The organism is Rhizobium sp. CNPSo 3670 (assembly GCF_057784555.1).
Window position 1 is genome coordinate 58,144 of record NZ_JBXSOL010000003.1, and the last position, 18,520, is coordinate 76,663.

The following is an 18,520-nucleotide window of genomic DNA, read 5'->3' on the forward strand; positions in this document are numbered from 1 at the left end:
GATCAAACCTCGTCTTCCACACGCAGCGCTCCCTTCGACCCGGCGATGCGCGCAACCAGATCCGGCAGGCTTTCGACCTCGCTCCATCGCCCGCCGGAACCCTTCGGCAGCTCGGCGGAGGCGGAAGGAAGCAGCGCTGCGGAAAAGCCCAGCTTCTCGGCTTCCTTGAGGCGCTGGGCGGTGTGCGCAACCGGCCGGATGGCGCCCGACAGGCTGACTTCGCCGAAATAGACGCAATCGGCGGGAAGGGCAATACCGGCGAGCGACGAAACCAGCGCCGAGGCGACGGCGAGATCGGCCGCCGGTTCGGAGATGCGGTAACCGCCGGCGACGTTGAGATAGACGTCGTGCTGGCCGAGCCTGACGCCGCAATGGGCCTCCAGCACCGCCAGGATCATCGACAGCCGGGCCGAGTCCCAGCCGACCACAGCGCGCCGCGGCGTGCCGAGCGAGGTCGGCGCCACCAGCGCCTGCACCTCGACGAGCACGGGCCGCGTCCCCTCCATGCCGGCAAAGACCGCGGCTCCAGGTGATTTTTCATTGCGCTCGCCGAGGAAGAGCTCGGAGGGATTGGCGACTTCGCGCAGTCCTTTGTCGGACATTTCGAAAACGCCGATCTCGTCCGTCGGGCCGAAGCGGTTCTTGACCGTGCGCAGGATGCGGTAGTGATGGCCGCGGTCGCCTTCGAAATAGAGAACGGCATCGACCATGTGCTCGACGACGCGCGGCCCGGCGATCTGCCCGTCCTTGGTCACATGCCCGACGAGCACCATGGCGGCTCCCGTCTGTTTGGCGAAACGGATCATCGACTGAACGCCGGTGCGCACCTGCGTCACCGTTCCCGGCGCAGATTCGGCAAGTTCGCTCCACAGCGTCTGGATGGAATCGATGATGACGAGATCGGGGCGTTTGCCCTCAGCAAGCGTCGCCAGGATATCCTCGACATTGGTTTCGGCCGCCAGCATCACGTCGGTATCGGCTGCGGCAAGCCGCTGCGCCCGCAGCCGGACTTGCGCCACCGCCTCCTCGCCGGAGACATAGATGATCTTGTGGCCGCGCCGTGCAAGGGCGGCGGCGGCCTGCATCAGCAGCGTCGATTTGCCAATGCCGGGATCGCCGCCGATCAAAACCGCCGAGCCGCGCACGAAACCGCCGCCGAGCGCCCGGTCGAGTTCTGACATGGCGGTGTGGATGCGTGGCGCCTCCTCGATTTCGCCCGAGAGCGCCGTCAGCGTCACCGGCCGGCCCTTCTTCGGCGTCTTGCCGGGGCCGGCGCCGATGCCGCCCATCGGGTCTTCCTCGACGATGGTGTTCCACTCGCCGCAACCATCGCATTTGCCGGCCCAACGATTATGGACCGCGCCGCAATTCTGGCAGATGAATTGTGTCCTGGCCTTCGCCATCGATGACTGCTTTCGATAAAATCTTCTGGTGAGGTGTTCCCCGCCGATGAGGCGCTTGGCGGCAGGGAATCGTCCCTAGTGTAATATGGACGTTAGATTGTCGATGGCCTTGCGGGAAGGGGCAGGAGGCATGGCGGACTCCTGCGCTGGATATTTAGCGATCCGCCAAGGATATTCCTACTCCTCGGCCACATAGCGTCGTTCATGGCGCAGCCCCGTGCTGGTCAGGATCTCGTATCCGATCGTGCCCGCCGCCCGCGCCACGTCGTCCAGCGGCATGTTTTTACCGAACAATTCGACATAGTCGCCGGCGCGCACGGCGTTCTCGGGCAGGTCGGTGATGTCGAAGATCGTCAAGTCCATGGTGATCCGGCCGGCAACCGGCACCTTGTGTTCGGCGATGAAGCCTTGCCCGCCCTGCGGCACAGCCTGGCGCAGCGGCACGCCGGCGCTCGATAGGCTGCGCATGTAACCGTCCGCATAACCGGCAGACGCGATTGCCAGCCGGCTTCTGCGGCAAAGCTGCAGTGCCCTGCCGTAGCTGACGGTCTCGCCGGCCTCGACGGTGCGCACCTGGATGATGCGTGCTTCCGCGGTCGCGACCGGCCGCATCGGGTTCGCCATGCCACTGACCGCCTCGCCGCCATAGAGCGCGATGCCCGGCCGGGTCAGGTCGAAATGATAATCGTCGCCGAGAAAGATGCCGGCCGAGGCGGCAAGACTTGAATCGATGCCTTCATAGACGGCCGCAACCCTACGGAATGATTCGAGTTGCTGTCGGTTCATCGCATGGCTGGGATCGTCGCCGCAGGCGAGATGGCTCATGACCAGCACCGGCGCGAAGCTCGCAGGCCGCGAGACGTCGTCGGCAAGGGCGATAGCGTCGTCGATGTGCAGCCCGAGCCGATTGAAGCCGGTATCGACATGCAGGGCGCAGGGGTAATCGCCGTAATCGGCAAGCACCGCCATCCAGAAGGCGAGCTGCTCGTCGGAGGAAATCACCGGTACGAGATCATTGTCGAAGAACCGCCGTTCCGTGCCCGGCCATATGCCCGAGAGCACGAAGATGCGCGCCTCGGGCGCATAGAGACGAAGCGTCACCCCTTCATCGGCGGTCGCGACAAAAAAATCCCGGGCGCCCGCCAAGTAGAGCGCTTCGCCGGCATCCTCGATACCCATGCCGTAGGCGTCCGCCTTGACGACGGCTGCGGCGCGCGCCGCACCCGAGCGGCGCGCCATGTCGCGCCAGTTTTCCGTGAGCGCACTCAGATCAACGGTCAGCCGCAGGCCCGCGGAAGTGAAAAGATCATCGTCTTCGGAGGGGATGGGAAAATCTGTCATGAATCGCCGTGAAAAAATGGAAGGAGCCCGTCCCGCTCAGTTTAGAGAGCATTGTGGCCAAGGAAAAGCGCAGGCGGTCACATATCACCCTTTGCTTCTTGTACGATCACTTTTGTTCAAGACGCATGCAGGCTTTCGCGTTAATTTTGCCGGATGCAGAATGTATCGCAGAAAGAGGCGGCGGAGGCCATGCCGCTCGCCAATGTGGAATCGGCCCGCTTCTGGCGGGATAGCCGCTTCCGCGACATGGAATGCCTAAGCGCCACTTTTCTCACCCATGAATATGCGCCGCATGCGCATGATACGTTCAGCATCGGCGCGATAGAAAGCGGCACCCAGATCGCCACCCTCAGCGGCAGGCGGGAGGAAACCGGGCCCGGCGACCTTTATCTGATCGACCCCGGTGTCATCCATGACGGCGCTCCGGGCGGTAAAGGCTACCGCTACCGCATGATCTATCCCGACACGAAGCTGTTCGTCGATATTCTGGAGGATGTCACCGGCAAGGCCTTCCATGCGACGCCCTCTTTTTCCGGCGCGCTCCCACGCGATCCCGAGCTTGCCAATGCCTTTCACGCCGCTCACCGAACGCTGGAGAGCGGCGCAGGCGCCCTCGAGACCGATGAAGGAATGTTCTCGGTGCTGGCGGCGATCTTTGCGCGTCACGGCAGCACGATTGTCGTGCCTGTCGATACCAAGGAGCGAAGCGCCGTCGCCCGAGCTCGCGAATACCTGATCGAGAACTTCGACCTCGATGTTGGCCTCAAGGAACTGGCCGAAGTGGCGGGATTGAGCCGGGCTCATCTCATCCGCGCCTTCCGCAAGGAATATCACATCACACCGCACGCCTTCCTGACGGATCGGCGGGTGCAGGTGGCCCGGCTGCTGCTGCGGCAGGGTCGCATGCCAGCCGACATCGCGCTGGAATGCGGTTTTGCCGATCAGGCGCACTTTACTCGGCACTTCAAGGCACGCACGGGCGTGACGCCCGGCCAGTTCCGCCTGGGCTGATCACTTTCGTTCAATACAGCCGTGGCGGCCTGGGCTAACCCTCCGCGATCTTGATCAGGAGGTTGCCATGTTGCAGCACAGCCGGCCATCCGGCGAATTTCGTCTTTCGGAATTTCTCGCCGGAATGCGTGCCATCTTTCCGCTCGTCGTCGCTGTCTTGCCCATCGGTCTCGTCTTCGGCGCGGTCGCGGCTACCAAGGGTCTTTCGTCGCTGGAAACGACACTGATGAGCGCGCTTGTCTTTGCAGGCGGTTCGCAATTCGTGGCAATGGACATCTGGACGCATCCGGCAAGCTGGATCGGCATTGGCTTCGCGGCCCTGCTTGTCAATATCCGCCACGTGCTGATGAGCGCGTCGATCGGCACGAAGATGCAGTCCTTCCCCGGCGTCAAACGTTATATCGCCATGCTCTTCCTCGCCGATGAGCTCTGGGCCATGGCGGAATTCCGCGCCGGCAACACGCGGCTGACACCCGCTTGGTACGCCGGCATCGTCACGCCCTTCTACCTCACTTGGGTCGGCTCTTCGCTGACAGGCGCACTGCTCGGCGCCTTTCTCGGCAATCCTGCCGTCATCGGCCTCGACTTCGCCTTTCCGGCCGTCTTCGTCGTGCTCGTCATGGGCTTCTGGAAGGGGCCGGAAACTGGCGCCGTGCTTGCCGCAAGCGGTGCCGCTTCCGTTGCTGTCCACCATTTCGTGCCAGGGGTCTGGTATATCGCCGCCGGGGCGCTGGCTGGGCTGGCAATGGCCCTCTGGCAGGGCAGGGCGCGGGAGCAGGCGGCATGACGCTGCATTTCGATATCCTCATCGCCATCCTCGCGATGGCTGCCGCAACCGTCTTTACCCGCATCAGCGGTCTCGTCCTGATCCGGCATGTCGAGATCGACGAGCGCCGGAGAACGGCAATCGAAGCCATTCCGCCGGCCGTGCTGATGGCCGTCATCGCCCCGACCGCCTTTGCGACCGGCTGGGCGGAGACGTTAGCCTGCGCGGTAACCGCAATTGCCGCGCGCCGTTTGCCGATGCTTGCAAGCGTCGTGGTCGGCGTCGCAACGGTTGCATTGTTGCGGGTTGCAGGGCTCTGAAGAAAATCGACGCGGAAAAACGCGTCAATGTTCTTCGTATTGGATGAAGGAAGGATCTGCGAGATCGGCGAAGCGGGTGAATTCTGCCTGGAAGGCGAGCTTCACCGTGCCTGTCGGTCCGTGACGCTGCTTGGCGATGATCACGTCGGCGGTGCCTTTCACCTTGTCGAACAGCGCTTCCCATTCCGGATATTTCGGATCGTGAGGATCGCGCGGCTCCTGGTTCTTGACGTAATATTCCTCGCGGAAAACGAAGAGCACGACGTCGGCGTCCTGCTCGATCGAACCGGATTCACGAAGGTCGGAGAGCTGCGGGCGCTTGTCGTCGCGACTTTCGACCTGACGTGAGAGCTGCGACAGCGCGATGATCGGAACGTTGAGCTCCTTGCCGAGCGCCTTGAGGCCAGTAGTGATCTGGGTGATTTCCTGGACGCGGTTGTCGCTTGATTTGCCGGAGCCGGTCATCAGCTGCACGTAGTCGACCACGAGCACGTCGAGGCCTCGCTGGCGCTTGAGGCGGCGCGCCCGCGCTGAAAGCTGGGCGATCGAGATGCCGCCGGTCTGGTCGATATAAAGCGGCACCTTCTGCATCATCATCGAGCAGGCGACGAGCTTTTCGAAGTCGGCATCGTTGATGTCGCCGCGGCGGATCTTCGAGGAGGAGACTTCCGTCTGCTCCGAGATGATACGGGTGGCGAGCTGTTCGGACGACATTTCGAGCGAGTAGAACCCGACGACGCCGCCGTTCTTGGCTTTCATGCTGCCGTCCGGCTGCACCTCGCCCTCATAGGCGGCAGCGATATTATAGGCAATGTTGGTCGCAAGCGAGGTCTTGCCCATGCCCGGGCGTCCGGCGAGAATGATCAAGTCCGAACGCTGCAGGCCGCCCATCTTCGCATCGAGCGAATGGATGCCGGTAGAAATACCGGAAAGGCCGCCGTCGCGTTCTTTGGCGACCGCCGCCATGTCGATGGCGAGCGCGACGGCGTCGTTGAAGGACTGGAAGCCGCCGTCGTAGCGGCCGTTTTCGGCGAGCTCGAACAGCCGGCGCTCGGTATCCTCGATCTGCGACTGCGGCGGCATGTCAAGCGGCGCGTCGTAGGCGATGTTGACGACATCCTCGCCGATTGTGATCAGCGCCCGGCGCAGCGCGAGATCATAGATCGCCCGGCCGTAATCCTCGGCATTGATGACAGTGACGGCATTGCTGACGAGGCTTGCCAGATATTGCGAAACCGTCATCTCGCCGACTTTCTCGTCGGCCTTCAGGAAAGTCTTGATCGTCACCGGATTGGCGATCTTGCCCATGCGGATGATGTCGCCGGCGACCTCGAAGATCTTCCGGTGCAGCGGTTCGTAAAGATGGATCGGCTTCAGAAAGTCCGACACCCGGTAATAGGCGTCGTTGTTCATCAGGATGGCGCCGAGAAGCGCCTGCTCGGCTTCGATATTGTTGGGTGCTTCGCGGTAATGCTGCTCCGACGGAGCAACGGCTGCAATCTTTCGAGCGGCGTCGTTCATCATCATCCGTTCTGTCTTTTTCCAACTCCGGATTTGCAATTCCGGATGGAGAAAATCAAGGGGCTGCCAAAGGAGCGGGGCTCGTCCCGCCTAAATCCTGAACGCTGTGCCCATTGTTCGACTTCTCCACAGTCCCGGGCGCCACAACTAAGAAATTCTGGCAGTGTCACCCGTGGGACACGGTACGGAGCCGACTCAGCTCATCCGTTCCGGAGAAGGATATGTTAGCCCGATGACATCGGGCACGCAGCAAAAACATCCGGGTAATCCCCCGCTAAAAAAGTGACCCGAGGGCTGCGCGGACTCGGAACGTACGAAAAGAAAAAGCCCGGCACGGTGGCCGGGCTCTCCCTATCGAGGAATATCCGTCGAGAATTATGCTTCGTCTTCGTCGAGGCCGTCGGCTTCCGGATCGAAGAAATCTTCCGGACGCAGTGCGTCTTCGTCGACGCCGTAGATCGCGTCGACCGAGGTGAGCTCTTCGCCCTTGGCCTGACGCTCTGCCTCTTCGGCCGAACGGGCAACGTTCAGCTCGATGTTGATTTCGACTTCGGCATGCAGCTGCAGCTCGACCTTGTGCAGGCCGATCGCCTTGATCGGCGTGTTGAGGTGAACCTGGTTGCGGCCGATGTTGAAGCCTTCCGCGGCGAGAACTTCGACAACGTCACGGGCAGCGACCGAGCCGTAGAGCTGGCCGGTTTCGCCGGCGGAGCGTACGACGATGAAGGACTTGCCGTCGAGGACGTCGGCGACCTTCTGGGCTTCCGACTTGCGCTCAAGGTTACGGGCTTCGAGCGTTGCACGCTCGGATTCGAAGCGGGCCTTGTTGGCGGCGTTGGCGCGCAGTGCCTTGCCGAGCGGCAGCAGGTAGTTGCGGGCAAAGCCGTCGCGAACCTTTACGGTTTCGCCCATCTGGCCGAGCTTGGAGATGCGTTCGAGAAGGATGACTTCCATTTTCTTGTTCCTTTCTTGTGTCTCAGATTTTCGTATCGGATTGTTTGGGGGCATCGGCATCTTTCGCCGGGGTCAGTGCGATCGCCTTGCGCGTATCGGCGAGACCCAGGACGAGGATGAGGAGAGCTGGCAACAACATGAGCATCGAAGCCAGGTAGCAGAGGATGAGGGCCGGTATCCGCCAGTCCTTGCCGCGTGTGCGGAAATGCAGCGAGGCGAAGCCGGAGAGCATGAAACCGGCGCCGAAGGTGCCGATCACGGTCGCGCCGACGAGCGCCGGAACGCCGCCGAAGAAGCAGGCGGCTAGCCCGGCCAGGAAGATGAAGATCGAATTGCGGTTCATGCGCAGCGACGAAGGAATATCCTCGCGCGGTCGAAGGCCGCGGCCGGATGCGGCGACGATGCGCACGGCGAAATAATAGGCGGCAAACAGCATGCTGACCCACATGCAGCCCTGCACGGCCGGCAGCATCAGCAGGATCAGCGATTTGGTCTGCGCGGTTGCCGCCGGATCGGGCATGAATTCCGGCTGCTGCTGCTTGACCGAGGTGATCAGCAGATCGACGATCGGGTCGGTGATATCAGGCCCATAGCCGATCATCACGCCGATGACGATGACAGCAAGCGTCACCAGGCCGCACAGATGCAGGAGGATATCGGAGAGCGGATACCAAGCAAGCAGATGGTCTGGGCCGCCGAGTTCGGAGGCGGGACGCGCGAGATTGGCGAGATGGCTAAGCCAGCCGGCCGGCAGCAGCGTCACCAGCGTCATGATGAGCGCGAAAGACGGGGAGATGAGGACCGCACCAAGCGCCGCTCCCGTGACGACCGCTGAAATTGCGGCGGCATTGCCCCAGCCGAGCCCGACGAGCAGGATCGGCAGCGCCGAGGCCGTATAGAGAAGCGCGCTGAAAAACGACGGCTGCATGCTCGCGCCCAGCACCAGCAAGGCGGCGGTCAATCCGGCGAGTGCGCCGATCAGCAGCGTTTTAAGATCAGGTCGTTTCAAGGTCGCTGTCCTGCTTCATCAAGCAGTTAGAGGCCGTTGCTGAATCGAATTCAGAAACATCTCAACATGGGTTTTAAGAATTCCGATCCGCGCCCATCGCGGAAGGGATTAGGGGAAGGCACGAATGCCTTCCCCTAAATGTCATCACATCGGCCGATTAAGCGACGACGTAAGGCAGCAGGCCGAGGAAACGGGCGCGCTTGATCGCCTGGGCGAGTTCGCGCTGCTTCTTCTGGGAAACGGCCGTGATACGGGACGGAACGATCTTGCCGCGCTCGGAAATGTAGCGCTGCAACAGACGTACGTCCTTGTAGTCGATCCGCGGAGCGTTTGCGCCGGAGAACGGGCAGGTCTTGCGGCGGCGATGGAACGGACGGCGGACCGGAGCGGAGGAAGCTTCAGACATTCTTATATCTCCTTATGCACGGTCTTCGCGGGGAGCGCGGTCCGGACGAGGGGCGCGCTGGAACTCGCCGTCGCGGCGCGGCGGACGGTCGCCGAATTCGCGGCGCGGGCCGCGGTCGCCGCCTTCGCGCGGGCCGCGGTCGTCGCGGTCACGCTTCTGCAGCATCGCAGATGGGCCTTCTTCGTGCTTTTCGACGGCGATGGTCATGTAGCGAAGAACGTCTTCGCTGATGCGCATCTGACGTTCCATTTCCTGGATCGCTGCTGCCGGTGCATCGATGTCCATCAGAGCGTAATGCGCCTTGCGGTTCTTCTTGATGCGATAGGTGAGGGACTTGAGGCCCCAGTTTTCGATGCGCCCGACCTTGCCGCCGTTAGCTTCGATCACACCCTTGTACTGTTCTACGAGGGCATCGACCTGCTGAGCGGAAATATCCTGCCGGGCAAGGAATACATGTTCATAAAGAGCCATGACAGCTTTGCCTTTCTTGCGTTTGGTTCAACCCGATATTCGGCGGCTAAGCCTCAACGACTGCTCCTGATTGGGCGGACCCAGGCAAGAAAAGCGTTTCCGAGACGGTCGAGAGCGGAGACACGGGAGGCTGGAACGCTTCCGTTCCGAACGATTTCCAGACAGGAAACCGGCCCTCCGTTCAGCCACCAGCCAGAAGACCGGGCTAACGAACAGGCGCGCTTATACGGATTTTCGCGCGAAACGCAAGGGGCAGTCAGCATTGTTCTCGCGGCGAGTTCAACAAAGATAGTCCTGCTTTGCGTAAACCGTCGACGAAATGGTCGTAGTGGTTGGCGGCGACATATGGTGTCAGGAACTTCCAGTAGTGTTCGAGGTCCATCGGTGCGTGCGCTAGAATTTCCGGTATTAGTCGCCGTGCTTCATCGTGGCGATCGAGCTGTCCTAGACTCGCGAGGAGCACGAGTCGGTTGAAATAAGCGCGACGGAGCGACAGTCCGCGTTCGGAATAGTGAACGGCCTCCTCGTAATTGCCGAGATGGTAGTGAGACAAAGCCAGTCGGTCGAAAAAGAGAAAGGTAAAGGGGTCATGCGGACTGAGCCGCAGGGCCATGTGGAGCGGGTCGCAGGCTTCGGCGAAATGGCCGGTGAAAATGCGAGCCCATCCGAGCGCCATATGCGCTAGTGCAAAATTGGGGTTGAGATCGATCGCCTGCTGGGACGCCTCGACCGCGGCTGGAGCGTTATGGGCCGCAAAATGGCTGAGGCACATAACATAATGAGAGTAGGGATCGCGCGGGTCGAGCGCGACAGCACGTTCTGCCTCGACGCGAAGTTCAGTACTGTCCCTGTCGACGTCGTCGCTGAAGCCGCGAAGACAGCGGGCGTAGAGCGAGCGGGCCAACATCATGTGGGCGCGCGCAAAGCTGGGATCGAGTTCGATGGCTCGCCGATGCCAGTTGATGGCCTCGATGAAATGTTCGGCCGTATCCTGTGCGTTGTGCAGCCAGGTTCCGCGCATGTGGCTCTCGTAGGCGTCGAGGTTGTCCGTGGTTCGCAGCAGCGCACGGCGGCTCTCGCCGATAAGGATTTCAGGCTCTATGGCACCGACGACGTTTTGGGTGAGTTCGTCTTGAATGGCGAAGATATCGGCGATCTCACGGTCGTAGCGTTGTGCCCAGAGGTGCACGCCGCTTTCCGCCTCGATCAGCTGGCCTGTGACGCGAACCCGCATCCCGGCCCTGCGCACGCTGCCTTCTACGATGTAGCGCACGCCGAGATCGCGCCCGATTTGCTTCACATCAACCGCGCGCCCTTTAAACACAAAGGACGAGTTCTGAGCGATGACGAAAAACCAGCGATAAAGCGAGAGCGCCGTTATAATGTCTTCGGTCAAGCCATCGGCGAAGTACTCCTGCTCCGGGTCATCGGACATGTTGACGAAGGGTAATACGGCGATCGAGGGTTTGTCAGGCAGTCTGAGTGGCCCGCCGAGCACCCCCGCCTCGATAGGGTCCTCGCGGCTCCAGTCAACCCGATGCACGGGCACCGGACGGGGAATGTTTTTCAGTGTGCGATCGCCCATCGACACGAGCGGAAAGTCCAGCTTGCCCTCGATCTGCTCACGCAAAGCGCCGGAAATGCAGATACCTGAAGGCAGCGCCACTTCTTGAAGACGGGCGGCGACGTTCACGCCGTCGCCAAGCAAGTTGTCTCCCGAGACGACGACATCGCCAAGGTTGAGCCCAAGGCGGAACTCCATGCGTCGATCCACAGGCAGGTCAGCATTTCGGCGATGGAGGGCGCGCTGGATCGCGACGGCTGCACGGACGCCCTGTACTGCGCTGTGGAATTCGGCGACCATGCTATCTCCGGCGCTGCCGAAAATCCGCCCGCCATGCTCGCGCACCAGATCACCGATGGTGGCGCCATAGACACTGAGTGTCGCAAGGGCGTCTTCCTCGTTGGCTGCAACAAGGCGACTGTAACCGGCAACGTCGCCGGCAAGTATCACTGCGAGCTTCCGTTCCACGGGGGTGAGCGCTCCTGCGGCGCTGCCAGAGCTATACAAATCTAGCTGAAATGCCGAGAACGGAGAAGCGAAATTGCCTCCGGAGCGTAAACTCGTCGTTGCAGTTCGTGGTGCGAGGCCAGGCGATGTACGCTCGACCGCGAGGGAATCCGACTGCGAATGGCCTCATCGATTGCGGGCTGTCCGTTTGCCTCACATCGGCATCGGGTACTGGCGGTGAACCTTTTCGATTTCAGCCAAAACCTCGATCGACAGATTGAGATTGACGGAACTCAGGTCAGTATCGAGCTGCTCCATCGACGTCGCCCCGATGATGACCGACGTCATGAAGGGCCTCGATCGGCAGAAGGCGAGCGCCATGACTGTCGGATTGAGGCCGTACTGGGCTGCGAGCGCCAGATAAGCCCTGGTGGCCGGCTCCTGCAGGGGCTGCAACCGGCCGCCAATATCAGGATTGATCGACGCGCGTGAACCCTTCGGCCTCAGACCATCGATATATTTGCCGGTCAGGATGCCGCCGGCGAGCGGCGAATAGGCAAGCAGCCCGACATCCTCGTGATGCGAGAGTTCGGCAGGGTCGAGGTCGAAATGGCGGTAGAGCAGATTGTACTCGTTCTGGACGCTGGCAACGCGCGGCAGGCCCTTCTGTTCTGAGAGCGTCAGATATTTCTGGATGCCCCAGGTAGTCTCGTTGGAAAGGCCGATCGCCCGGATCTTCCCTTCCTTCACCAGCGCGCCCAGTGTTTCCAGGATTTCGAGCATATTGGCGACGGCCTGGTCTCGATCCTGGGTGAAGGGATTGTAGCTCCAGTTCTGGCGGAAGTGGAAATGGCCGCGGTTCGGCCAGTGGACCTGATAGAGGTCGATGTAATCGGTCCTCAGCCGCTTCAGGCTGGCCTCGAGCGCCAGGCGGATGTTCTTTGCGTCCGCGCCTTCGCCGCCGCGCAGATAATCGCGGCCGCGGCCGGCGACCTTGGTCGCAAGCACGATATTTCGGCGCTTGCCGGACTTGCTGAACCAGCTACCGATATAGTTTTCAGTCCAGCCCTGTGTTTCGGGCGAAACCGGCGTGGTCGGGTAGAGTTCGGCGGTATCGAAGAAATTGACGCCCTTCTCGACGGCGTAGTCCATCTGCGCATGAGCGTCGGCTTCGCTGTTCTGCGAGCCCCAGGTCATGGTGCCAAGGCAGATTTCTGAAACGGTAATGTCGGTTCGGCCTAGGGAATTGTACTTCATGGAAAAACCTTGGGAGAGAGAGGGAAGCCTTGGAAGGGTCTGGGTGAATCTAGGCTGGATTTAACGGGGCGCAAGAGCAAAATCCGGGCTTTTGCGCGGGCGCGAAAGGCTTTGCGGAGAATGGAGCGCCACTTGACTCTGCCGGAAAGAATGTCAATTGGAGGCAAAACAGCCTTGAGGGGCATAGTCAGGGACATGAACATGACCATCGCTTTCACTTTTCCCGGCCAGGGCAGCCAGGCCGTCGGCATGGGCAAGGATCTCTCCGGGAATTTCGCCGAAGCCCGCGCCGTTTTCGAAGAGGTTGATGAGGCACTTGGTGAAAAGCTTTCCGACGTCATGTTCAACGGTCCTGAGGACACGTTGACCTTGACGGCGAACGCCCAGCCGGCGCTGATGGCGGTATCAATCGCCGTCGTCCGTGTTCTTCAGGCCAAGGGGGTGGATCTTAAGTCCAAGGTCGCCTATGTCGCCGGCCACTCGCTTGGCGAATATTCGGCGCTTTGCGCCGCCGGCACCTTTTCGCTCGCGGATACGGCGCGGCTGCTGCGTATTCGCGGCAATGCCATGCAGGCGGCCGTCCCTGTCGGCGTCGGCGCCATGGCCGCGATCATCGGCCTCGAACATGCCGACGTCGTTGCCGTTTGCGAGGAGGCCGCCGCTACCGGCGCCTGCCAGATCGCCAACGACAATGGCGGCGGCCAGATCGTCATCTCGGGCGAGAAGGCAGCCGTCGAAAAGGCCGCCGGCCTTGCGACCGACAAGGGCGCCAAGCGCGCCATCCTGCTGCCGGTCTCCGCTCCTTTCCATTCCAAGCTGATGGCGCCTGCGGCCGAGGCCATGCGCGCGGCGTTGGCAACGGTTGCCAAGTCCGCTCCCGCCGTGCCCCTGATCGCCAATGTCCGCGCGGCGCCAGTGACCGGCGCCGACGAGATCGCCAGCCTCCTGGTCGAGCAGGTGACAGGTCAGGTCCGCTGGCGCGAGACGGTGGAATGGTTTGCGGCAAACGGCGTCACGACGCTTTACGAGCTTGGTTCCGGCAAAGTGCTGACCGGCCTTGCCCGCCGCATCGATAAGACGATCAACGGCGTCTCGGTCAATGGTCCTTCGGATATCGACGCGACCGTCGCCGCCCTCGTGGCCTGATTGATATCTCCAGATATAAGGAACCTTCCCATGTTCGACCTTTCCGGCCGCAAGGCTCTCGTCACCGGCGCATCGGGTGGTATCGGCGAGGAAATCGCCCGCCTTCTTCATAAGCAGGGCGCCATCGTCGGTCTGCACGGCACCCGTGTCGAGAAGCTGGAAACGCTGGCGGCCGAGCTCGGCGAGCGCGTCAAGATCTTTCCGGCCAACTTGTCGGACCGTGACGAGGTCAAGGCGCTCGGCCAGAAGGCCGAGGCCGATCTCGAGGGTGTCGATATTCTCGTCAACAATGCCGGCATCACCAAGGACGGCCTGTTCGTGCGCATGAGCGACGAGGACTGGGATGCGGTCCTCGAGCTCAATCTGACGGCGACCTTCCGCCTGACGCGCGAGTTAACGCATCCGATGATGCGCCGCCGCTATGGCCGTATCATCAACATCACCTCCGTCGTCGGCGTCACCGGCAATCCGGGGCAGGCCAACTACTGCGCCTCCAAGGCCGGCATGATCGGCTTCACCAAGTCCTTGGCGCAGGAAATTGCCACCCGTAACGTGACGGTCAACTGCGTCGCGCCCGGCTTCATCGAAAGCGCCATGACCGGCAAGCTGAACGACAAGCAGAAGGAAGCGATCATGGGGGCGATCCCGATGAAGCGCATGGGCACGGGCGGCGAGGTCGCTTCGGCTGTTGCTTACCTTGCATCCTCCGAAGCCGCCTACATGACCGGCCAGACGCTGCACGTAAACGGCGGCATGGCGATGATCTGAAACGACAAACTGTCGGCACGGAGATATTTCCCGCAATAGCATGTTGAGCAATCACGAAGCGTTGATTTTCTGGCTTTGCGGCAGACTTAAACCATGTTAAGCGGGCCAATGACTGTGAACAGTCGTCCCGAGAAAGCAGACGGACCGGCGGGCTTTTCGCAAGCCTGGGACATCTCTGAAGCCGGGTAAACGAGTTTGCCGAGGATGTCTGAAAACATCGCAGGCTGAAACAGGGTAAGGGTGCCGCAACGGCACTCCGATCAGGACATAAGGTCGAGGAAACCGACATGAGCGATATCGCAGAACGCGTAAAGAAAATTGTTATTGATCATCTTGGCGTGGATGCCGACAAGGTCGTCGAGAGCGCCAGCTTTATCGACGATCTGGGCGCTGACTCGCTCGACACGGTCGAACTTGTCATGGCTTTCGAAGAAGAATTCGGCGTTGAAATCCCCGACGATGCTGCCGACTCGATCCTGACGGTCGGCGATGCGGTGAAATTTATTGAGAAGGCCCAGGCCTGATCCTATATATTTGAGAAAGGGCGGGCCTGGAGTCCGCCCTTTTCTTTTCGGCATATTTCTCCATAGAACATAAGAGACGGGGGAAAGCACGCGATGAGACGTGTCGTCATCACCGGTACCGGCATGGTATCACCCTTGGGATGCGGAACTGAGGTGACGTGGTCGCGGCTGCTTGCCGGCCAGAACGGCGCCCGTCTGGTCACCGAATTCGAAGTCGACGACCTTCCCGCCAAGATCGCCTGCCGTATCCCGATCGGTGACGGTACCGACGGCACCTTCAATGCCGATCAGTGGATGGAGCCGAAAGAACAGCGCAAGGTCGATCCCTTCATCATCTTCGGCATGGCCGCCGCCGATATGGCGCTTGCCGATGCCGGCTGGCATCCCGAGACGGATGAGGATCAGATTGCCACCGGCGTTTTGATCGGCTCCGGCATCGGCGGCATCGAAGGCATCGTCGAGGCAGGTTACACCCTGCGCGACAAGGGCCCGCGCCGCATCTCCCCCTTCTTCATTCCGGGGCGCCTGATCAATCTCGTCTCCGGTCAGGTTTCCATCCGTCACAAGCTGCGCGGACCCAATCATTCGGTCGTCACCGCCTGCTCGACAGGTGCGCATGCGATCGGCGATGCCGCGCGGCTGATCGCGCTTGGTGACGCCGATGTCATGGTCGCCGGCGGCACGGAATCTCCCGTCAGCCGTATTTCGCTGGCTGGATTTGCCGCCTGCAAGGCGCTGTCGACCCAGCACAATGACGATCCGCAGAAGGCTTCGCGCCCCTATGACCGTGATCGTGACGGATTCGTCATGGGCGAGGGTGCCGGCATTGTCGTGCTCGAAGAGCTGGAGCATGCCAAGGCGCGCGGCGCCAAGATCTACGCCGAGATCGTCGGCTATGGCCTGTCGGGCGACGCCTATCATATTACCGCGCCTTCCGAAGACGGCGAGGGTGCCGGCCGCTGCATGGCGACGGCGCTGAAGCGCGCCGGACTGACGCCGGCCGATATCGATTACATCAACGCCCACGGTACTTCGACTATGGCCGACACGATCGAGCTCGGGGCGGTCGAGCGCCTGGTCGGCAACGCGGCATCAAAGATCTCCATGTCCTCCACCAAGTCGGCGACGGGACACCTTCTCGGTGCTGCCGGCGCGATCGAGGCGATCTTCGCGACACTTGCAATCCGTGACAATATCGCGCCGCCGACGCTCAATCTCGACAATCCCGAACGCGAGACGGCGATCGATCTTGTTCCGCACAAGGCTCGTGAGCGAGAAATCAATGTGGCGCTGTCCAACTCGTTCGGATTCGGCGGTACGAACGCATCGCTCGTGCTGCGCCGCTACGCACAGTAAGGGTCCCGTCGTAGCAGGCCGTGTGAAAGCACAGGGACCGGCAGCGGCTTCGTTGAACGGTGGCAGAACCTGCTTTTTGCCGCATTGCTTCGCGAAATAGCGAAATGACGGCCGAGTTATAGAGGATTGCCGGTGAGCGATACGACGAACCAGAGCAACGATACCCAGGCGCAGAAGGGACCGATCATTCCGAAGTCGCCGAGCGAAGCCCTGCGTCCGGAACGTGTTCCCGAGCCGCCGAAACGCTCCAAGAACGCTCGCAGCCAGATCGTCCTTTTCCTGAACTTCATCATGACGATGACTGTGCTGGTCTGCGTCCTCGCCGTCATCGGCTTCTACTACGCGACCTCGACCTATCAGAGCCCGGGCCCGCTGCAAACCAACACCAATTTCATCGTCCGCAACGGCGCGGGTCTCGCCGAAATCGCCTCGAATCTCGAGCGCAACGCGATCATCTCCGACGCCCGTATCTTCCGTTATCTGACCGCGACGCATCTTTCCGCCGGCGAGAGCTTGAAGGCCGGCGAATATGAGATCAAGGCGAGAGCTTCCATGAGCGATATCATGGAGCTGCTGAAATCGGGCAAGTCCATTCTCTATTCGGTGTCCTTTCCTGAAGGCCTGACGGTCCGCCAAATGTTCGACCGCATGCTGCAGGATCCGGTGCTGGAAGGCGATCTGCCGGCCGCATTGCCGGCCGAAGGCAGCCTGCGTCCGGACACCTACAAATTCTCGCGCGGCACCAAGCGCTCGGAAATCATCGAACAGATGGCGGCTGCACAGCAGAAGCTGGTCGATCAGATCTGGGATAAGCGCGACGCTTCGTTGCCGCTCCGATCCAAAGAAGAATTCGTGACGCTCGCTTCGATCGTCGAAAAGGAGACCGGCATTCCCGACGAACGTGCCCATGTCGCTTCGGTGTTCCTGAACCGGCTTGGCAAGGGCATGCGCCTGCAGTCCGATCCAACGATCATCTATGGGCTGTTCGGTGGCGAGGGAAAACCGGCCGACCGGCCGATCTACCAATCGGATCTGAAACGGGACACGCCTTACAATACCTATGTCATCAAGGGCCTGCCGCCGACGCCGATCGCCAATCCCGGCAAGGATGCGCTGGAAGCCGTCGCCAACCCTTGGAAAACCCAGGATCTCTATTTCGTCGCCGACGGCACCGGCGGCCACGTCTTTGCCGCTACGCTCGAGGAGCACAATGCCAACGTCAAGCGCTGGCGCAAGCTCGAGGCCGACAAGGGTTCGGACCCGAATATCGCCGTCGACGGCCAGCCGGAAGAGCAGCCGGGCGAAAACGGCGCGACCGTCGTGCCGCCGAAGAAAAAGAAGATCAACTGACAGTTTCGGGAGGCTCGCATGGCTTTGCAGTCGATGACCGGTTTTGCGCGGCGCGAGGGAACGAGCGGCCGCTGGCGTTGGGCGTGGGAACTGCGCTCGGTCAACGGCAAGGGTTTCGACCTGCGCCTGCGCCTGCCGCCCGGTCTCGAACGCATGGAGGCGGAGGTCCGCCGCCTTGCCGGCGAAACCTTCAGCCGCGGCAACCTGCAGGCATCGCTCTCGGTCACCGCCGACGAGAACCGTTTCGAGGCAGTTTTGAACAAAGAGGCGCTCGCTGCCGTGCTCGCCATGCGCGAACAACTGGTTGATGTGATCGATCCGGCGCCTTTGAAGCTCGATACGCTGCTTCTCGTGCGCGGCATCTTGGAGTTCCGTGAAGGCGAGGATGGCGAGGAGGCGCTTGCCGCCCGTGATGCAGATATTAGCGCTGGGCTGCTCGCCGCGCTTGCCGATCTCAAGGCAATGCGCGCACAGGAAGGCGCGGCGCTTTCCCGCATCCTTCTCGATCATGTCGCGACGATCGAGAGCCTGACGCGGACGATCGAGATGGATCCCTCACGTTCGCCGGCGGAGATCGCGGCCCGGCTTGCGGCACAGGTTGCCTTGCTGATGGACGGCATGGCCGCCCTCGACCGTGACAGGCTGCACGCGGAGGCCGCTTTGTTGGCGACCAAGGCGGATCTGCGCGAAGAAATCGATCGTCTGAAGGCGCATATCGCCGCCGCGCGCGATCTCCTGGCGAAAGGCGGGCCTGCCGGGCGCCGGCTGGACTTCCTTGCACAGGAATTTAACCGCGAATCGAATACCATCTGCTCGAAGTCCAATGCCTCGGCGGTCACCGCCGCCGGCATCGAGCTGAAAGTCGTGATCGACCAGTTCCGCGAGCAGGTCCAGAATTTGGAGTAG

Annotated in this window: 18 protein-coding genes; 9 read left to right on the forward strand and 9 right to left on the reverse strand. The window is 61.5% G+C overall.

The genetic code is table 11. The features are described 5' to 3' along the window. Positions 1 to 2: 2 nt before the first annotated feature. On the reverse strand, positions 3 to 1,403 hold the full coding sequence (gene radA, locus AC13QO_RS03490; protein WP_488539928.1) for a DNA repair protein RadA: 1,401 nt from the start codon (positions 1,401 to 1,403) through the stop codon (positions 3 to 5). 177 nt (positions 1,404 to 1,580) lie between these two features. Beyond that, entirely contained in the window at positions 1,581 to 2,744 is a 1,164-nt protein-coding gene (alr, locus tag AC13QO_RS03495; RefSeq protein WP_285192751.1) for an alanine racemase, read from the reverse strand. 189 nt (positions 2,745 to 2,933) lie between these two features. Between alr and AC13QO_RS03500 the strand changes: the two genes are divergently transcribed. The 3 genes from AC13QO_RS03500 to AC13QO_RS03510 all read left to right on the forward strand — a co-directional run bounded on the left by AC13QO_RS03500 (position 2,934) and on the right by AC13QO_RS03510 (position 4,841). Continuing rightward, complete coding sequence (locus tag AC13QO_RS03500) at positions 2,934 to 3,755, forward strand: AraC family transcriptional regulator (RefSeq protein WP_488540008.1); 822 nt, start codon at positions 2,934 to 2,936, stop codon at positions 3,753 to 3,755. Positions 3,756 to 3,822: 67 nt separating this feature from the next. Next, positions 3,823 to 4,542 (forward strand): AzlC family ABC transporter permease, encoded by a 720-nt coding sequence (locus tag AC13QO_RS03505; protein ID WP_488539929.1) that lies wholly within the window; start codon positions 3,823 to 3,825, stop codon positions 4,540 to 4,542. Then, a complete protein-coding gene (locus tag AC13QO_RS03510) occupies positions 4,539 to 4,841 on the forward strand; it encodes an AzlD family protein (RefSeq protein ID WP_488539930.1) in 303 nt (100 codons plus the stop codon). Before AC13QO_RS03505 ends, AC13QO_RS03510 begins: the two co-directional genes overlap by 4 nt. A gap of 24 nt (positions 4,842 to 4,865) precedes the next feature. Here AC13QO_RS03510 and AC13QO_RS03515 read toward each other — a convergent pair whose 3' ends face one another. The 7 genes from AC13QO_RS03515 to AC13QO_RS03545 all read right to left on the reverse strand — a co-directional run bounded on the left by AC13QO_RS03515 (position 4,866) and on the right by AC13QO_RS03545 (position 12,470). Continuing rightward, a complete protein-coding gene (locus tag AC13QO_RS03515; RefSeq protein WP_064707063.1) occupies positions 4,866 to 6,362 on the reverse strand; it encodes a replicative DNA helicase in 1,497 nt (498 codons plus the stop codon). A gap of 375 nt (positions 6,363 to 6,737) precedes the next feature. Further along, on the reverse strand, positions 6,738 to 7,316 hold the full coding sequence (rplI, locus tag AC13QO_RS03520) for a 50S ribosomal protein L9 (protein WP_085777634.1): 579 nt from the start codon (positions 7,314 to 7,316) through the stop codon (positions 6,738 to 6,740). Positions 7,317 to 7,338: 22 nt separating this feature from the next. Further along, entirely contained in the window at positions 7,339 to 8,325 is a 987-nt protein-coding gene (locus AC13QO_RS03525) for a DUF2232 domain-containing protein (protein ID WP_285192755.1), read from the reverse strand. Between the two features lie 157 nt (positions 8,326 to 8,482). Further along, positions 8,483 to 8,731, reverse strand: a complete 249-nt coding sequence (gene rpsR / locus AC13QO_RS03530; protein WP_004680498.1) for a 30S ribosomal protein S18 — start codon at positions 8,729 to 8,731, stop codon at positions 8,483 to 8,485. A 12-nt stretch (positions 8,732 to 8,743) separates the two neighbouring features. Continuing rightward, the gene (gene rpsF / locus AC13QO_RS03535; RefSeq protein ID WP_085777636.1) at positions 8,744 to 9,202 is read right to left on the reverse strand and encodes a 30S ribosomal protein S6; all 459 of its coding nucleotides are present in this window, start codon (positions 9,200 to 9,202) and stop codon (positions 8,744 to 8,746) included. 256 nt (positions 9,203 to 9,458) lie between these two features. Next, the gene (locus AC13QO_RS03540; RefSeq protein ID WP_488539931.1) at positions 9,459 to 11,234 is read right to left on the reverse strand and encodes an adenylate/guanylate cyclase domain-containing protein; all 1,776 of its coding nucleotides are present in this window, start codon (positions 11,232 to 11,234) and stop codon (positions 9,459 to 9,461) included. A gap of 192 nt (positions 11,235 to 11,426) precedes the next feature. Next, positions 11,427 to 12,470, reverse strand: coding sequence for an aldo/keto reductase (locus AC13QO_RS03545; protein ID WP_488539932.1), 1,044 nt, complete (start codon positions 12,468 to 12,470; stop codon positions 11,427 to 11,429). A 201-nt stretch (positions 12,471 to 12,671) separates the two neighbouring features. On the opposite strand from AC13QO_RS03545, the gene fabD reads away from it, so the two are divergent. From fabD to AC13QO_RS03575, 6 genes are all read left to right on the forward strand, one after another. Beyond that, entirely contained in the window at positions 12,672 to 13,616 is a 945-nt protein-coding gene (gene fabD / locus AC13QO_RS03550) for an ACP S-malonyltransferase (RefSeq protein WP_488539933.1), read from the forward strand. A gap of 30 nt (positions 13,617 to 13,646) precedes the next feature. Then, a complete protein-coding gene (gene fabG, locus AC13QO_RS03555) occupies positions 13,647 to 14,384 on the forward strand; it encodes a 3-oxoacyl-[acyl-carrier-protein] reductase (protein WP_488539934.1) in 738 nt (245 codons plus the stop codon). Positions 14,385 to 14,671: 287 nt separating this feature from the next. After that, complete coding sequence (locus AC13QO_RS03560) at positions 14,672 to 14,908, forward strand: acyl carrier protein (protein WP_003547058.1); 237 nt, start codon at positions 14,672 to 14,674, stop codon at positions 14,906 to 14,908. A 93-nt stretch (positions 14,909 to 15,001) separates the two neighbouring features. Beyond that, positions 15,002 to 16,264, forward strand: a complete 1,263-nt coding sequence (gene fabF / locus AC13QO_RS03565) for a beta-ketoacyl-ACP synthase II (protein ID WP_488539935.1) — start codon at positions 15,002 to 15,004, stop codon at positions 16,262 to 16,264. Between the two features lie 132 nt (positions 16,265 to 16,396). Continuing rightward, positions 16,397 to 17,614, forward strand: a complete 1,218-nt coding sequence (gene mltG / locus AC13QO_RS03570) for an endolytic transglycosylase MltG (RefSeq protein ID WP_085780029.1) — start codon at positions 16,397 to 16,399, stop codon at positions 17,612 to 17,614. Between the two features lie 18 nt (positions 17,615 to 17,632). Next, a complete protein-coding gene (locus AC13QO_RS03575; protein ID WP_488539936.1) occupies positions 17,633 to 18,520 on the forward strand; it encodes a YicC/YloC family endoribonuclease in 888 nt (295 codons plus the stop codon).

Excerpts from the sequence above, each read along its gene's own strand:
- AC13QO_RS03560 (WP_003547058.1), top strand. The coding sequence starts at position 14,672 with ATGAGCGATATCGCAGAACGCGTAAAGAAAATTGTTATTGATCATCTT.
- AC13QO_RS03500 (WP_488540008.1), top strand. The coding sequence starts at position 2,934 with ATGCCGCTCGCCAATGTGGAATCGGCCCGCTTCTGGCGGGATAGCCGC.
- fabD (WP_488539933.1), top strand. The coding sequence starts at position 12,672 with ATGACCATCGCTTTCACTTTTCCCGGCCAGGGCAGCCAGGCCGTCGGC.
- AC13QO_RS03545 (WP_488539932.1), bottom strand. The coding sequence starts at position 12,470 with ATGAAGTACAATTCCCTAGGCCGAACCGACATTACCGTTTCAGAAATC.
- fabF (WP_488539935.1), top strand. The coding sequence starts at position 15,002 with ATGAGACGTGTCGTCATCACCGGTACCGGCATGGTATCACCCTTGGGA.
- alr (WP_285192751.1), bottom strand. The coding sequence starts at position 2,744 with ATGACAGATTTTCCCATCCCCTCCGAAGACGATGATCTTTTCACTTCC.
- AC13QO_RS03510 (WP_488539930.1), top strand. The coding sequence starts at position 4,539 with ATGACGCTGCATTTCGATATCCTCATCGCCATCCTCGCGATGGCTGCC.
- AC13QO_RS03575 (WP_488539936.1), top strand. The coding sequence starts at position 17,633 with ATGGCTTTGCAGTCGATGACCGGTTTTGCGCGGCGCGAGGGAACGAGC.
- fabG (WP_488539934.1), top strand. The coding sequence starts at position 13,647 with ATGTTCGACCTTTCCGGCCGCAAGGCTCTCGTCACCGGCGCATCGGGT.
- rplI (WP_085777634.1), bottom strand. The coding sequence starts at position 7,316 with ATGGAAGTCATCCTTCTCGAACGCATCTCCAAGCTCGGCCAGATGGGC.
- rpsR (WP_004680498.1), bottom strand. The coding sequence starts at position 8,731 with ATGTCTGAAGCTTCCTCCGCTCCGGTCCGCCGTCCGTTCCATCGCCGC.
- AC13QO_RS03515 (WP_064707063.1), bottom strand. The coding sequence starts at position 6,362 with ATGAACGACGCCGCTCGAAAGATTGCAGCCGTTGCTCCGTCGGAGCAG.
- AC13QO_RS03505 (WP_488539929.1), top strand. The coding sequence starts at position 3,823 with ATGTTGCAGCACAGCCGGCCATCCGGCGAATTTCGTCTTTCGGAATTT.
- radA (WP_488539928.1), bottom strand. The coding sequence starts at position 1,403 with ATGGCGAAGGCCAGGACACAATTCATCTGCCAGAATTGCGGCGCGGTC.
- rpsF (WP_085777636.1), bottom strand. The coding sequence starts at position 9,202 with ATGGCTCTTTATGAACATGTATTCCTTGCCCGGCAGGATATTTCCGCT.